Annotated in this window: 12 protein-coding genes; 1 reads left to right on the forward strand and 11 read right to left on the reverse strand. The window is 62.3% G+C overall.

The window, feature by feature from the left end; genetic code table 11:
* Window positions 1-26: 26 nt before the first annotated feature.
* From IB246_RS00750 to IB246_RS00800, 11 genes are all read right to left on the reverse strand, one after another.
* Window positions 27-1,334 (reverse strand): OprD family porin, encoded by a 1,308-nt coding sequence (locus IB246_RS00750; protein WP_008043100.1) that lies wholly within the window; start codon window positions 1,332-1,334, stop codon window positions 27-29.
* Between the two features lie 80 nt (window positions 1,335-1,414).
* Window positions 1,415-1,987, reverse strand: a complete 573-nt coding sequence (locus tag IB246_RS00755) for a PPC domain-containing DNA-binding protein (RefSeq protein ID WP_008043099.1) — start codon at window positions 1,985-1,987, stop codon at window positions 1,415-1,417.
* A 125-nt stretch (window positions 1,988-2,112) separates the two neighbouring features.
* A complete protein-coding gene (locus tag IB246_RS00760) occupies window positions 2,113-3,690 on the reverse strand; it encodes an aldehyde dehydrogenase (NADP(+)) (RefSeq protein ID WP_008043098.1) in 1,578 nt (525 codons plus the stop codon).
* A gap of 31 nt (window positions 3,691-3,721) precedes the next feature.
* A complete protein-coding gene (locus tag IB246_RS00765) occupies window positions 3,722-4,681 on the reverse strand; it encodes an amidohydrolase family protein (RefSeq protein ID WP_008043097.1) in 960 nt (319 codons plus the stop codon).
* On the reverse strand, window positions 4,674-5,633 hold the full coding sequence (locus tag IB246_RS00770) for an amidohydrolase family protein (protein ID WP_008043096.1): 960 nt from the start codon (window positions 5,631-5,633) through the stop codon (window positions 4,674-4,676). Before IB246_RS00770 ends, IB246_RS00765 begins: the two co-directional genes overlap by 8 nt.
* Window positions 5,634-5,648: 15 nt before the next feature.
* Window positions 5,649-6,107, reverse strand: a complete 459-nt coding sequence (locus IB246_RS00775) for a thioesterase family protein (protein ID WP_008043095.1) — start codon at window positions 6,105-6,107, stop codon at window positions 5,649-5,651.
* A 40-nt stretch (window positions 6,108-6,147) separates the two neighbouring features.
* Complete coding sequence (locus tag IB246_RS00780) at window positions 6,148-8,046, reverse strand: TRAP transporter large permease subunit (RefSeq protein ID WP_008043094.1); 1,899 nt, start codon at window positions 8,044-8,046, stop codon at window positions 6,148-6,150.
* Between the two features lie 15 nt (window positions 8,047-8,061).
* On the reverse strand, window positions 8,062-9,105 hold the full coding sequence (locus IB246_RS00785) for a TRAP transporter substrate-binding protein (protein ID WP_008033809.1): 1,044 nt from the start codon (window positions 9,103-9,105) through the stop codon (window positions 8,062-8,064).
* Window positions 9,106-9,274: 169 nt separating this feature from the next.
* Complete coding sequence (locus IB246_RS00790; protein WP_008033811.1) at window positions 9,275-10,483, reverse strand: CaiB/BaiF CoA transferase family protein; 1,209 nt, start codon at window positions 10,481-10,483, stop codon at window positions 9,275-9,277.
* A 1-nt stretch (window position 10,484) separates the two neighbouring features.
* A complete protein-coding gene (locus tag IB246_RS00795) occupies window positions 10,485-11,264 on the reverse strand; it encodes an enoyl-CoA hydratase-related protein (protein ID WP_008043086.1) in 780 nt (259 codons plus the stop codon).
* A gap of 84 nt (window positions 11,265-11,348) precedes the next feature.
* Window positions 11,349-12,488: an iron-containing alcohol dehydrogenase gene (locus IB246_RS00800; protein WP_008043085.1), complete on the reverse strand. Its 1,140-nt coding sequence runs from the start codon at window positions 12,486-12,488 to the stop codon at window positions 11,349-11,351.
* A 175-nt stretch (window positions 12,489-12,663) separates the two neighbouring features.
* On the opposite strand from IB246_RS00800, the gene IB246_RS00805 reads away from it, so the two are divergent.
* Entirely contained in the window at window positions 12,664-13,587 is a 924-nt protein-coding gene (locus IB246_RS00805) for a LysR family transcriptional regulator (protein ID WP_008033815.1), read from the forward strand.
* The last annotated feature ends 460 nt before the right edge of the window (window positions 13,588-14,047 follow it).

Consider the following 14,047-nt stretch of genomic DNA (forward strand, 5'->3'; position numbering starts at 1 on the left):
GTCGCATCCCTGCGAACCGGTACGCGTTAAAGCAGCGGAATGCTGTAGCTCACGATCAAGCGGTTCTGATCCTGATCACGGCTCGCTTCGCTGTTGGACTTGCCGTTGCGCCAGCCAAACCCGACTCCTTTGAGCGCGCCGGATTGAATCGTGTAGTCCAGGCCGAAATCCCGTTCCCATTCCTTCTGGGTGTCGCCGGTGACGGTCTTGATGTTATCGCCGCTGAGGTAGATGACCGAAGCCTTCAAACCGGGTACACCCACACCGGCAAAGTCATACGCATACTGACCGAAAGACGTGCGTTCGCCCGCACGGGTGAAGGTCTGGATCAGGCGATCGGTGTACAGGTAGAGGCTGGCGCCGCCGGCACCTTTATCGGGCAGGTTGCCCTGGCTGAGTTGAGTGAAGTTGCTGCCGCTGGAGACGCTTTGATAACCGGCGGTGAGTGCATGGGCACCGACGGTGTAGATCAGTGCGGCGCTCCAGGTTCGGTTGTCGATTTCGCCATCGGCGCCTTCGGTGTAGCCGCTGATTCGGTAGCCTGACGTGCCCGAGCTGTTAGCGCCCGACGAATCGGTCTTGAAGTAGCGCAGGTCGGTTTTCAGCGATTGATTGTCCGAGATCGCCAGCGTGTGCAACAGGCCAAAAAACTGCTGGGTGTAATAGTTGTCGAGGTTGGCGTAGTAATACTGGGCGGTCAGGTCCTTGGTGATTTTCCAGTCGCCGCCAGCGAAGTCGAAGGCATTGCTTTCACGGGTGCCGCCGGTGGCCGCCAGGCCTGTCCGGTCGCTTGAGCCACGGCCCGTCGCATGTTCGATGCGGCCACCTGTGAGGGTCAGGTCCTTGAACTCGCTGGAAGTGATCTGGCCGCCGTCGAATGTCTGTGGCAGCAGGCGCCCGTCGTTGGACACCAGGATCGGCAGTTTCGGCATCAGCGTGCCCAGGCGCAGCTCGGTTTTCGAGACTTTGACCTTGCCGGTCAACCCCAGCCGGCTCCATTCATCGACCGCGCTGTTGTCGCTGTCCGACGGAATCATGCTGCTGCCGACGTGGCGTCCTTTGCCGCTGTCCAGCGTGATCCCCATCAGCCCGAGCGCATCGACACCAAAGCCGACCATGCCGTCGGTGTAACCCGACTTGAAGTCGAGCATGAAACCCTGCGCCCATTCCTCGGTTTTTGACGGCGCGGCCGGGCCGTCGCGGTTGTCGTTGTTGAAGTAGAAATTCCTCATCCCCAGGGTTGCCTTGCTGTCACTCAGGAAATCGGCGTGGGCCTGGGTGCTCAGTGCAATGACGCCCAGCGCCAGGGTTACAACGGTGTTCTTGTTGCTCATGTAAATCGCCCCTTTTTTTTGTAGTTTTTGAATTCAGGAGGGTGGCTCCCGCCGTGACAGGCGGGAGCGTGATGCCTGGATCAGATACCCAGCACGTTGGCGCCGATGCATGGGTCAATGCCGCGCTCAAGGCGACGCTGGTGAACGATCACGGTGATTTCCATCGAGCCGGTGGTGACTTCGAAGTCGAGGATGTGGCCGCCATACGCCTGGAACGTGGCGTCACCGGCCACGCCGTGCATGTGGATCGAAGGCTGATCGTTTTTCCAGGCGACCGAGCCGGTGATGCTCGCCATCTCGACACCGTTCAAGAGCTTGGCGTCGAAGTCCTTCTTGTCCTTGTTCCAGAAACCGAACTTGACGTTGCCGAAGCCGATACCGGTGATGGACGCGCTGGGGATCTTCTCGGCGATGGCCAGTTTGGTCAGCTCCTTGAACGCGTTGTCGCCCGTGCGCAGGACCATGAGGTAACCGGTGGGGGTTTTGGTGTAGCGCGGTGTGGCTTCAGTGGGGCATTGCATCGGCGCGGTCGTCGCGGTGGGAGTGGTTTCGGCAAAGGCCAATTGAGCACCTGCAATGTTGATCATCACGGCGGCGGACACGGCCAGCATCAGTTTGCACAGGCGTTGTTTCGGGTGACGTTGGACTTGCATGAGACTTCCTCTGTTTTTGTTGTTGTGTGGGTGTTGCGGTTTTCGGGACGAGCGAATCCGACGCCTGTAGTTCAACAGGCGCGGAAGTTGTCGCTAAACGTGGTTGTTAGTTGAAGCCGGGTGACTTACAGCGCATCGCGGCTGCTGACGCCGTCAACCAGTCGGGCGATGCTCAGCGGGTTGCTGTTTTTCAGGGCCTCCGGCAACAAGCTGTCGGGGCAATTCTGGTAACACACCGGCCGCAGGAAACGATCGATCGCCAAGGTTCCGACCGAGGTGCCGCGTGCATCCGACGTCGCCGGGTAAGGGCCGCCATGCACCATGGCGTCGCAGACTTCCACGCCAGTGGGATAACCGTTGAACAGCACGCGCCCGACTTTCTGTTCCAGCAGGGCCAGTACATCGCCGAGGGTATCGAGCTCCGAATCCTCGGTAATCAGCGTGGCGGTCAACTGCCCGCGCAAACCGTGCAATGCCTGCATCAATTCCCTGTGGTCGGCGACTTCAACGACGAGGGTGGTCGGGCCGAACACTTCTTCCTGAAGCAACTCATCGCCATTGATCAGCAGGCTCGCATCGGCCTTGAACACTTGTGGCCGTGCCTGATTGCCCTGTTGCTCGCTGCCGGCCAGGTGTGTGATGCCGGGGTGAGCGCGCAGGTTGTCGAGGCCATGGCAATAGCTTTTCAAGGCGCCGGCGTTGAGCATCGTTTGCGCCGGTTGTTCGCTCATCAATCCGGTAAAACGTTCGAGGAATGCAGTGAATTCCGCCGAACGAATGCCCAGCACCAAACCGGGGTTGGTGCAGAACTGGCCCGCACCCAACACCACGGAAGCGCTCAGCTCGGCGGCGATTTTTTCACCGCGTGCCTTGAGTGCTTCGGGCATCAGCAACACCGGGTTGATGCTGCTCATCTCGGCGAACACCGGGATCGGCTGAGGGCGAGCCGCCGCCATGTCACACAAGGCGCGGCCGCCACGCAATGAACCGGTGAAGCCGACCGCCTGAATGGCCGGATGCTTGACCAGCGCTTCTCCGACGCTGCCGTAGAGCAGGTTGAACACGCCTGCGGGCATCCCGGTTTTGCGCGCTGCGCGGGTGATCGCATCGGCGACGTAATCGGCGGTTGCCATGTGGCCGCTGTGGGCCTTGAACACCACCGGGCAACCGGCGGCGAGGGCGGAAGCGGTGTCGCCGCCGGCAGTGGAGAAGGCCAGCGGAAAGTTGCTGGCGCCGAACACGGCGACCGGACCGAGCCCGGTGCGGTACTGACGCAGGTCGGGACGCGGCAGTGGCTGACGGTCCGGTAGCGCACGGTCGATGCGCGCACCGTAGAAATCACCCCGACGCAGCATCGTGGCGAACAGGCGCATCTGGCCGCTGGTGCGTGCCCGTTCACCTTGAATGCGCCCGGCGGGCAGGGCAGTTTCCTGGCACACCAGGGCGATGAACGTGTCATCCAGTGCATCGAGTTCTGCGGCGATGGCATCGAGGAACCCGGCGCGTCGGGCGGCCGACAGGTTGCGGAAAGTCGGGTACGCCGTGGCCGCGGCTTCTGCAGCAGCATTCACTTCCTCGGTTGTCGCCTGATGGAAGCGAAAGGGCAGTGCTTCGCCAGTGCTGGCGTCGTGGCTTTGCAGGGTGTGCGTGCCGTTGGCCGAGCGTGTGCCGGCGATGTAGTTGTGGCCTGAAACTTCAAACATGTTGGACTCCTGATGAGCTGTTCAAATCGGGTCAAGCGAGCCGGTAGATGCGTCGGGCGTTGTCATGAAACAGCGCAAGCCGATCTTCGAGAGAGCGGTCCCGGACAATGGTTTTGAAACCGTCGAACACTTCGCTGAGGCTGTTCACTACGCCATCGACCGGGTAATTGCTGGCAAACGCGCAGCGGCTGACGTCGAAAATCGATATCGCGTCGTTCACCACCACGCGGTTCGCCTCGACCGGCCATGCCTGGCCGGGAATGCAGATGCCGGAAATCTTCAGCACGACGTTCGGCTCCTTTGCCAGCAGGGCGAGGTTTTCACGCCAGCCGGCCAGACCTTCTTCGGAGCGGTCGGCGGGCAGTGCGGTGTGATTGACCACGATGGACACGTCGGGAAAGTCCCGGGCCAGTTCGGCGGCTTCCGGCAGGTGCCACCACGGCGCCTGCAATTCGAAGTGCAGGCCGTTTTCGGCCAATTGTGCGTATCCCTCGCGCCAGCGCGGATCGCGCATCGAACCGGGGGCGACAAAATCTTCGCGCCAGGCCTCACGGCTGGTCACTGCCGGTTTGTGGCGTATGCCGCGCACCAATGGGTGATCGCCGTACAGGCGCAGCAGATCAAAAGCGTCTTCACGATCCAGCCAGGCCTGCGCGACCATGGCGCCCAGGGTGGACTCGGTTTTCGCCAGCGATTCGACAAACCGCACTTCATCGGCCGGTGTCGCCGGGTCCCACTCACCCTCGATCACGACCGTTTGCACGACGTGATGGCGGCCGGTCAGACGGTGATAGTCGGCGGGCAGGAAATTGCGGCAGATCGATGAGTAATCGCCATAACGAAACGGCCGCAACGGGCGGTCGTTCAGCCATGGGTAGTAATGGGTTTCGATATCGAAATAGTGTTGATGCGCGTCGACGATGGGCAAATCCGCATCGTCGCCGCTGGCCAGAAAACGTGCGCGCCAGTCGATGGCCGACAGGTTATCCATGCTGCTCCTCCAATCGATAAAAGCGTCGGGCGTTGCCGGCGAACACCGCTTCCTGCACCGCACGGCCCATGGGGGCGAGCATCGCGGCCATGCCATCGGCAATCGTGTCGTAGGAAGCGCGCAGCCCGGCCACCGGAAAATTGCTGGCGAACATGCAACGCTCGGGGCCGAAGATTTCCAGCGCGGTCAGGACCACAATCCGGTTGTCGTCATAATTCCAGGGCGAATCTTTAAGCCCGAACTCCGACAGCTTGATGTGCACGTTCGGCTGCAAGGCCAACGCCTCCAGGCCTTTGCGCCAGCGCGCCATGCCTTGTGGGCTGCGGTCCCAGGCGAAACCGGTGTGGTTGAGCGCAATGCGGATCTGCGGAAACATCGCCGCCACTTCCGCCGCTTCGACCAGGTGCCACGGCGGCACCCGCAGGTCCCACGACAGATCGTGCTCGGCCAGCCGCGAAAAGCCTTCCAGCCAGTTCGGGTCCTGCATGGTGCCCTTGGCACCGGCCACCGATACGTCCGGCGATGCCGAGGTCACCGGTTTTGAACGGATGCCTTTCACCAGTGGCCTGGCGGCTTGAGCGGCGAGAATCTCTGCACTGTCTTCGCGATCGAACCAGGCATGGGCAACGATGGCATTCGGGAAGCCGTAACGGGCGTTCACCTGTTCCAGCCAGCGTGTCTCGGCGACTTGCTCATCGCGCGCACGCTCGGCCTCGACGTGCACCGTGCCGACCAAGCGTTGATTTTCGGTCAGGGCAAGGAACTGTTCCGGCAGGAAATCACGGCACAGGCTGTGATAGTCGCCGAGGAAGAATTCCTCGTGATACTCGTCCTGCAACCACGGATAGCGCCCGTTGCCCAAGTCCCACAAATGGTGATGGGCATCGACGACCGGCAGCGCATCCCCGGTCGCCAGGTTCGGCATGCCGTTGCGTTCGTGAAGGGTGATCATGACGGAGACCCTGACTCAGCGCGACGCGGAGAATTGCGAAGGGCTGAGCACGCCGTCTTCGACGTCGCCGGCGGCCGCTGCCTCGGCTTTGGCCTGGACGCGGCTGCGCAGTTTGGCGACATTCACCACCACACGGGTATGCGCCGCTGTCGCCACCAGCTCGACGTCATCGCGCACCTCGACATTGAAGGTGACGCTGCGACCTTCAATGCGGGTGACCGTGGCGACAATGTTCACCGACATGCCCAGCAGCGTGGCGCCGACGTGACGGATATCGACCGCCGCCCCCACGGTGTTTTCACCCTCGTCGAGGAAGGTCAGCAGGTAATCGAGGCAAGTCTGTTCAATGTCGTCGACCAGGCGCGGCGTGGCGTAGATGCGCAAGTCTTCGCCCAGAAACGAAATGGTGCGTTGTTTGTCGACGATCACTGGGCGTTCGGTGGCGGAGCCTGGGTGCAGAGTGGAGAAATTCATAAAAAACCTCGTGTTTGAGTGCTGACAGTCAAAGGTTGATTCAGGCAGACGGCAGGAAACCGATGGAAATCCACGGCACGGCGATCAGCACCGCCAGGGCCACGACCAGGGCGCCGAGATACGGCCAGACCCGGCGCATGGCGCCACTTGGGTCGACCTTGGCGATGGCACACGCGGCGTAGAAACCGACGCCGAATGGCGGGGCGAACAAGCCCAGGCCCATGGCGAAGATCGCGACCATGGCGTAATGCACGTCGTTGATGCCCATGGCTTTGGCAATCGGGAACAGCAGCGGGCCGAACAGCACGATGGCCGGGATGCCTTCCAGGAAGCTGCCGAGCAGGATGAACGCCACGGCGGAGATGATCAGGAAGCCCATCGCGCCCCCCGGAACGGTCGCCATCACTTGCGCCAATTGGTGCGAGAAGCCCGACTGGGTCAGCGCCCAGGCCATGGCGGTGGCGCTGCCGATGATGATCAGGATCGCGCCGGACAACGACGCGGTGCTGACCAGAATCGGGTACAAGCGGCGCCAGTCGAAGCAGCGGTAACACAGCAGACCGACGATGAAGGTGTAAGCCACGCCGATGGCGGCGACTTCGGTCGCGGTGGCGACCCCTTCGACCACCGCAGTGCGGATCACGAAGGGCAGGGCCAGCGCAGGGATCGCGAGCAGCAGCGAGTGGCCGATTTCCTTGCCCGAGGCGCGTTTGCCGGTAGAGGCCTCACCTTTGCGGTTCTTCCACCAGATGACGGCTGCCATCGCAATCGCGCCCACCACCGCCGGCATGAAACCGCCGGTGAACAGTGCGGAAATCGACACACCGGTCACCGAACCGATGGTGATCAGCACCAGGCTCGGCGGAATGGTTTCCGACATCGCCCCGGAAGCGTTAAGCATCGCCACCAGTTCGTTTTCGTCCTCGCCGCGCTTCTTCATTTCCGGAAACAGCGCCGGGGCGATGGCGGCCATGTCGGCCGCTTTCGAGCCGGAAATGCCGGAGATCAGGTAAATGGCGCCGATCAGCACATACGACAAACCGCCGCGCACATGGCCGATCAGCGAGCACAGGAAACGGATCATCGCCCGCGCCATGCCCATGGCTTCGATCAGCGCACCCAAAAACACGAACAGCGGGATGGCCAGCAGGATCAGGCTCGCCATGCCTTCGTCCATCCGCCCGACCACCAGCGTGAGTGGTGTGCTGGTCATGGTCGACAGGTACGCCACCGTGGCCAGGCCGAACGCGACCATGATGGGGACGCCGATGACGATCATCGCCATCACGCCGACCATGAAGAAGATCACCAGGTTCCAGTTGCCCATCAGCAGCATCCAGCCTTCGGCCACCCACAACAACGCGCCGAGGGACGCGAGCATCGCCACCGAGACCGAGAAGTCGATCAACCGTGCGCTGGTCAACAGCCGGGCGACGCAGGTCATCAACATCAGGCTCAGGCCGACGGCGATGGCGGACACACGAAAGGCGTTGGGGATTTCGAGGGCGGCGGTGGTGATGATCCACTCGTCGCTGACGTACTCCCAGGCCGGGGTAAACAGCAGCCCGATGAAGGTGATGACGATCACCGCGCCCAGGGTGTCGATGAACGCACGTTTCTCCACGGGCAGCCGCGAGATGAACGAGGTCAGGCGCATGTGCTCGCCGCGTCGCATCGCCACCACCGAACCGAGCATCGCCAGCCACAGGAATAGCAGCGAAGCCAGTTCGTCGCCCCAGACAATCGGCTGGTTGAGCACATAACGCGAGAACACGTTGCAGAACAGCAGCGTGACTTCGATGACCACCAGCAACGCCGCGCTGCCCTCGGTCAGCCAGCGCAGACCGGTGTCCAGCGCGCGGCCGAGACGAAATGTGGTTTGGTGTGGGCTGAGTCCTTCAGCGGGAGCAACATCCGTCATTGGCAGTTCATTTTTCATGACTTTGTCTCCGGCTTAGGACAGTTGACCCGCGTATTGCTCAAGCAAGCTCCAGGCTTCCGGGCCGTACTTGTCCTTCCATTGGGTGTAGAAGCCTTTCGATTGCAGGTCTGTCCTGAACAGTGTGCGGTCGACTTTGTTGAAGGTGATGCCGTGGGCGGTCAGCGACGGCTCCAGGCTGGAGTTGAGGTCGATCACCTGTTGGCGCTGAACCAGCGCGGCGGCGTTGATCTGCCGGGAGACGATTTCCTGCACGTCCGCCGGCAGTTTCGGGAAGGTCTTGCCCGAGGCGACGATCCAGAAACCGCCCCAGATGTGGTCGGTCATCGAGCAATATTTCTGCACTTCATAGAAACGTGCGGACTCGACCACCACCAGCGGGTTTTCCTGGCCGTCGACCACTTTGGTCTGCAAGGCCGAGTAGGTTTCGTTGATGCTGATGCCGGTCGGCGAGGCGCCCAGGGCGCTGAACATCGACGTCCACAGCGGGCTGACCAAGACGCGCAGTTTGAAGCCGGCGAGGTCTTGCGGCGTGTTGATCGGCCGCGTCGAGCTGGTGATCTGGCGGAAGCCGTTGTTCCAGACTTTTTCCATCGGGATCAGGCCGACCTTCTCGGTCTTGGCGCGCACGTACTCGCCCAGCTTGCCGTCCAGTGCAGCCCAGACACTGTCGTAGTCCTTGAACGCAAACGGCATGCTTTCAATCGACATGGCCGGCACCAGCGTCGAGAGAATCGCACCCGGCAGTGGAATGAAATCGATTGCCCCGGCGCGCACCTGGGACAGCATGTCGGTGTCGCCGCCCATGGCGCCGTTGGCGTACACCTGCAAGTCCACCGCGCCGTTGGTTTCGGCCTTGATCGCCAGCGAGGCGGCCTTCATCTGTTGGTTCAGCGGATGGGTGTCGGGCAGGCTGCTGGTGTAGCGCAGCACGATGGGTTTGGTCGCGGCGAAGACGCTGGAAGGCAGCAGGTTGGCGGCGAAAGCACCACCCACGGTGACGCCGGCAGACACTAGAAAGGATCGGCGGCTGACGGACTCGGTCAAGATACGGCTCATGATGTTCACCTATTGTTTTTGTTGTAGTTGTTCAAAAAAGCAACGCGAACGCTGCTCCTTGTGGGAGCGAGCCTGCTCGCGATGGACCTGAGGGCGTCGCGTTTATCCAGCCAAAAACGCGTTTTCGTTAACGTCCATCGCGAGCAGGCTCGCTCCCGCACAGTTCGGTTCAGGAGGCGAGTGCGACCACCGCCTGGGTGCGAATCAACTCGTCGATTTCGTTTTCCGCATACCCGCTTTCCTTCAGCACTTCGCGGGTGTGCTCGCCGAGCAGCGGTGCAGGGCGGCTGGTCGGTGGCGCGGCGTTGTCCATGTCGGAGAAGTGAATCGGCAAGCCCATGCCGCGCACTCGGCCTTCGGTCGGGTGTTCGGTTTCGACGACCATGCCGCGTGCCTTGGTTTGCGGGTGGGCCAGCGCGGCGGCGATGTCGAGGACCGGCCCGGCAGGCAGGCCGAGGCTGTCGAACAACACCATCCATTCATCCGTGGTGCGTGCGACCAGGACTTCGTTGAGGATTTCCACCAGCGCCAGGCGATGCTCCATGCGCAAGGCGTTGCTGGCGAAACGAGGGTCGGCTTTCAATTGCGGAACGGCCAGCGCCTCGACCAGTCGCTCGTAGTTGGCCTGGTTGGCGGCGCCGATGTTGATCCAGCCGTCCGCCGTGCGGAACACCTGGTACGGCGCGCTGGTGGAGTTGGCCGAACCCATTTTTGGCAGGATGGTGCCGTCGGCGAAATACGCCGCTGCTGGCCAGTACATTTGTTGCAGGCCGGCTTCGAACAGCGAGGTGTCGACCATCTGCCCAAGGCCGGTTTTCTGTTTCGCGGCATACGCGGCGCAGATGCCGAGGGCGGCGAGGATGCCGGAGTTGATGTCGGCCACCGGCGAACCGGCCTTGACCGGCTCACGCCCGGCTTCGCCGGTCATGCTCATCATGCCGCTCATGCCTTGGGCGATCAGGTCGAAACCGCCTTTCTCGCCGAACGGCCCGCTGCGGCCGTAACCGGAAATCGCGCAGTAGATCAGCCCGGGGTTGAGGGTTTTCAGGGTTTCGTAACCGAGGCCGAATTTTTCCATGGTGCCGGCGCGGTAGTTTTCCGTGACCACGTCGGCGTCCATCAGCAGGCGGCGCAGAACGTCGCGGCCGCCCTCGGTTTTCAGGTTCAGGCCGATCCCGCGCTTGTTGCGGTTGACCACCATGAACGAAGCGGATTCACCGCTGGCCATGATCGGCGAGAAGCGGCGCGAATCATCACCGTCCGGGACTTTCTCGACCTTCACCACGTCGGCGCCCATGTCGGCCAGCATCATGCCGCACACCGGGCCGGACATGATGTGAGCCAGTTCTACCACGCGCATTCCTGTCAGCGGTCCCATGTTATTTGCCCTCGAATTGTGGTTTGGCTTTGGCGATGAACGCGTTCAGGCCGATCTGAAAATCGTCGGTGTCGTAGCAGGCGTAACTGCTGTCGATCTGCTCGACGGTGGGGGCGATGCCCGCTTCCAGTTGTCGTGCCGCCTGGCGATGCCAGCGGGCGACGAGCGGGGCGCCGTTAGTGATGCGTTTGGCGGTGGCGAGGGTTTCGGATTCGACTTCGGCATCCGGTACGACGCGGGTCACGAGGTTTTTCACGTAGGCGTCGTTGGCGTCGAGAATGCGGCCTTCAAGGAGAATCTCCAGGGTCGTCGAGCGTCCCGCCAGCGCCACCAGCCCGGCCATTTCGTCATAGGACATGACCAGCCCGAGCTTGCCGACCGGCGCGCCGAAGCGGCTGGACGTGCCACAGATACGCAGGTCGCAGAGTGCAGCGATTTCCAGGCCACCGCCGACGCACACGCCGTGGATCATCGCGATCACCGGGTGCGGGCAGTCGACAACCGCGCGCATCGCCGCTGAAGTGACTTCGGCATAGTGTCGGGCTTGCGCCTGGTTGGCGCGCACGCTCGGAAACTCGCCGACATCGGCGCCGGCGGCAAAGGCCTGTTCGCCCGCACCGCGCAACACCACGCAGCGCACGCTGAGGTCGGCGGACAGTTCGGTCATGACGTCACCCAGGTCTTGCCACATGGACAGGGTCAGGGCGTTCATCTTTCCCGGATGACTGAGGGTGACGATGGCAATGGCGTCTTGCCGTTCGATAAGGACGGTGGGCTTCATGATTGTTCCGCTGCCGTCGATGCTCGGGGGGTGAGATCGACGACGCGGTTGCCTCCTGATTTATTGTTGTTGGGCAGCGGCTGCTTACAGCGATTGTTCGAGCATCGACAGGTAGTCCGCCGAGGATGCTTCGCGCGGATTGGTCTTGTGGCTGTGATCGTGCAAAGCGCCCTCGACGATGCCGGCGAACAGGCTTTCATCGACGCCGATCTGGCTCAGGCGGGTCGGCAGGCCCAGGCGTTTGGTCATGTCTTCGATGGCTGCGCCGATGTTCGCGTCGGCCTCAAGGCCCATGGCATGGCGCAGTCGTTCCAGTTTGCGCTCGTCACGGACAGTCGGGGCGTTGGCGTTGAAGTGCACGACCGCCGGTAGAAAAATTGCGTTCAAAGTGCCGTGGTGCAGTTTCGGATTGATGCCGCCCAAGGCGTGGGAAAGGCTGTGCACGCAGCCCAGTCCTTTCTGGAAGGCCAGCGCGCCTTGCATGGACGCGCTCATCATGTTCATCCGCGCTTCGCGATCACCGGGCTCGGCGGTCGCGCGTTCGATGTGTTCCCAGGCACGCCACAAACCGTCGAGGGCGATGCCGTCTGCGGCAGGGTTGAAGGCCGGGGCCATGAACGTTTCGATGCAATGCGCGATAGCGTCCATGCCGGTGGCGGCGGTGAGCATGGGCGGCAGACCGAGGGTCAACTCCGGATCGCAGATGGCCACGCGCGGCACGACATAGGGGGAGATAACGCCGACCTTGCGACCATCGTCGAGGATCAGGATGGCGCCGCGACCCACCTCGCTACCGGTGCCCGCCGTGGTCGGAACTGCAATCAGCGGCGCGGTGGCCGAGGTGATGCGATCCAGTCCGCCTTCAATCACCGCGAAGCTTTGCAGAGGACCGTCGTGGGTGGCGCAGACCGCGACGCCCTTGGCCAGATCGATCGATGAACCGCCACCGACAGCGATGATGCCGTTGCACTCGCCGAGGTGGTATTGGGCCACGGCTTCACGCACGGCGTGCTCATTCGGATTGGGCGGGGTGGCGTCGAAGATTGTCGGTGCGCGGTCACTACCGAGGGCGGCGATGACTTTGTCGACGATGCCGGCATTGCGCACGCCGACATCGGTGACGATCAGCGGCCGGGTGATGCCGGCGCGCTCGGCTTCGGCGGCCAGGTGCTGCAGGCTGTCGTAGCCGAACTGGATTTTGGTGACGTAATTGATGAGTGACATGATTCACCACAAGTTATACAGGATTGTTATTGTTGCAACCGGTCTGGGGCAGGAGGGCTTTCGCGCTCTGGTCAAACCCATTGCATTGCCTGGCTGTGGAGTGGACTATAGGGCCGTCTTGGCCAGCCTCGATACTGACAACTTTCGATACCTCTATAACTTTTAGTTAACCCTGATGACGCCCTCACTGAACTCGATCATGTCCCGCCTGCACGTCAAGCAGCTCCGTTTGCTGATCGCCCTGGATGAGCACGGCTCGTTGCTGGGCGCGGCCAAACAGGTCGCGCTGACCCAGCCCGGCGCGAGCAAGGCGCTGCAAGAAATTGAAACCACTTTCGGCACTGCGCTGTTCACCCGCACTAACCGCGGGCTTGAGCCGAACGACGCCGGACGTTCGGTCATCCGGTACGCGCGGTTGATCCAGACTGACCTTGCGCACCTGCGCGAAGAGATCATTGGCATCATGAGCGGCGAGGGCGGACGCGTGTCGGTCGGCACCATCATGGGCGCCGTGCCGCTGCTGACCACGGCGATCAGCCGGGTGATCGCCGACAACCCGAAGCTGTCCATCGAGATTGTCGAAGACACCAGCGCCGCGCTGCTCAGCCAGCTCGATGCCGGGCGCCTGGACCTGGCGATCTGCCGTACCACCATCAGCACCACCCCCTACTTGTATGAGAGCTCGACCTTCGTCGAGGAAACCCTGGCGGTGATTGCCAGCACCCAGCATCCGTTCGCCTATGCCCGCCAGTTGTCGTTGAAAGACCTGGTGGATTACCGCTGGGTCGTCTATCGCGCCAACATGCCGATGCGTCTGCTGCTGGAGCGGGAGTTTCATGAGGCAGACCTGCGTTTTCCGGTGCATTTGCTGGAAACCACCTCGGCCTTCGCCACTCTGTCGCTGCTCCAGGAAAACCCGACCCTCGTCGCACTGGTGTCGACCGACGTGGCGAAGTTCTGCTCCGGCTACGGCTTCACCACCACGCTGCCGCTGCCGATCACCTCACGCAGCGAACCCTATGAACTGGTGTCGCGCAAAGGCGTCCCGGACTCGCCAGCGGCCAGGCTGCTGCGCGAGGCACTGCTGAATCCCGCCTGACTGCCGGCGATGACGGCCTTGAAATCGATGCAAACCTTGCGGGCCCCATCGCCGGCAAGCCGGCTCCTACAGTGGATCGTGTTGCTCACCTTTCCCGTGCCCGCCACCAAACCCTTGTAGGAGCCGGCTTGCCGGCGATGACGGCCTTGAAATCGATGCAAAACCCACGGGCCTCATCGCCAGCAAGCCGGCTCCTACAGTGGATCGCGTTGCTCACCTTTCCCGTACCCACCACCAAACCCTTGTAGGAGCCGGCTTGCCGGCGATGGCGGCCTTGAAATCGATGCAAATCTTACGGGCCCCATCGCCAGCAAGCTGGCTCCTACAGTGGATCGTGTTGTTCACCTTTCCCGTGCCCGCCACCAAACCCTTGTAGGAGCCGGCTTGCCGGCGATGACGGCCTTGAAATCGATGCAAACCTTGCGGGCCCCATCGCCGGCAAGCCGGCTCCTACTGTGGA

The sequence above is a fragment of the Pseudomonas sp. PDM01 genome (assembly GCF_014852325.1).
In the GTDB taxonomy this organism is placed as follows: Bacteria; Pseudomonadota; Gammaproteobacteria; order Pseudomonadales; family Pseudomonadaceae; genus Aquipseudomonas; species Aquipseudomonas migulae.

Coding starts and splice junctions, on each gene's coding strand:
- IB246_RS00785 (WP_008033809.1), bottom strand. CDS start 9,105: ATGAGCCGTATCTTGACCGAGTCCGTCAGCCGCCGATCCTTTCTAGTG.
- IB246_RS00780 (WP_008043094.1), bottom strand. CDS start 8,046: ATGAAAAATGAACTGCCAATGACGGATGTTGCTCCCGCTGAAGGACTC.
- IB246_RS00795 (WP_008043086.1), bottom strand. CDS start 11,264: ATGAAGCCCACCGTCCTTATCGAACGGCAAGACGCCATTGCCATCGTC.
- IB246_RS00775 (WP_008043095.1), bottom strand. CDS start 6,107: ATGAATTTCTCCACTCTGCACCCAGGCTCCGCCACCGAACGCCCAGTG.
- IB246_RS00790 (WP_008033811.1), bottom strand. CDS start 10,483: ATGGGACCGCTGACAGGAATGCGCGTGGTAGAACTGGCTCACATCATG.
- IB246_RS00755 (WP_008043099.1), bottom strand. CDS start 1,987: ATGCAAGTCCAACGTCACCCGAAACAACGCCTGTGCAAACTGATGCTG.
- IB246_RS00800 (WP_008043085.1), bottom strand. CDS start 12,488: ATGTCACTCATCAATTACGTCACCAAAATCCAGTTCGGCTACGACAGC.
- IB246_RS00805 (WP_008033815.1), top strand. CDS start 12,664: ATGACGCCCTCACTGAACTCGATCATGTCCCGCCTGCACGTCAAGCAG.
- IB246_RS00765 (WP_008043097.1), bottom strand. CDS start 4,681: ATGGATAACCTGTCGGCCATCGACTGGCGCGCACGTTTTCTGGCCAGC.
- IB246_RS00750 (WP_008043100.1), bottom strand. CDS start 1,334: ATGAGCAACAAGAACACCGTTGTAACCCTGGCGCTGGGCGTCATTGCA.
- IB246_RS00760 (WP_008043098.1), bottom strand. CDS start 3,690: ATGTTTGAAGTTTCAGGCCACAACTACATCGCCGGCACACGCTCGGCC.
- IB246_RS00770 (WP_008043096.1), bottom strand. CDS start 5,633: ATGATCACCCTTCACGAACGCAACGGCATGCCGAACCTGGCGACCGGG.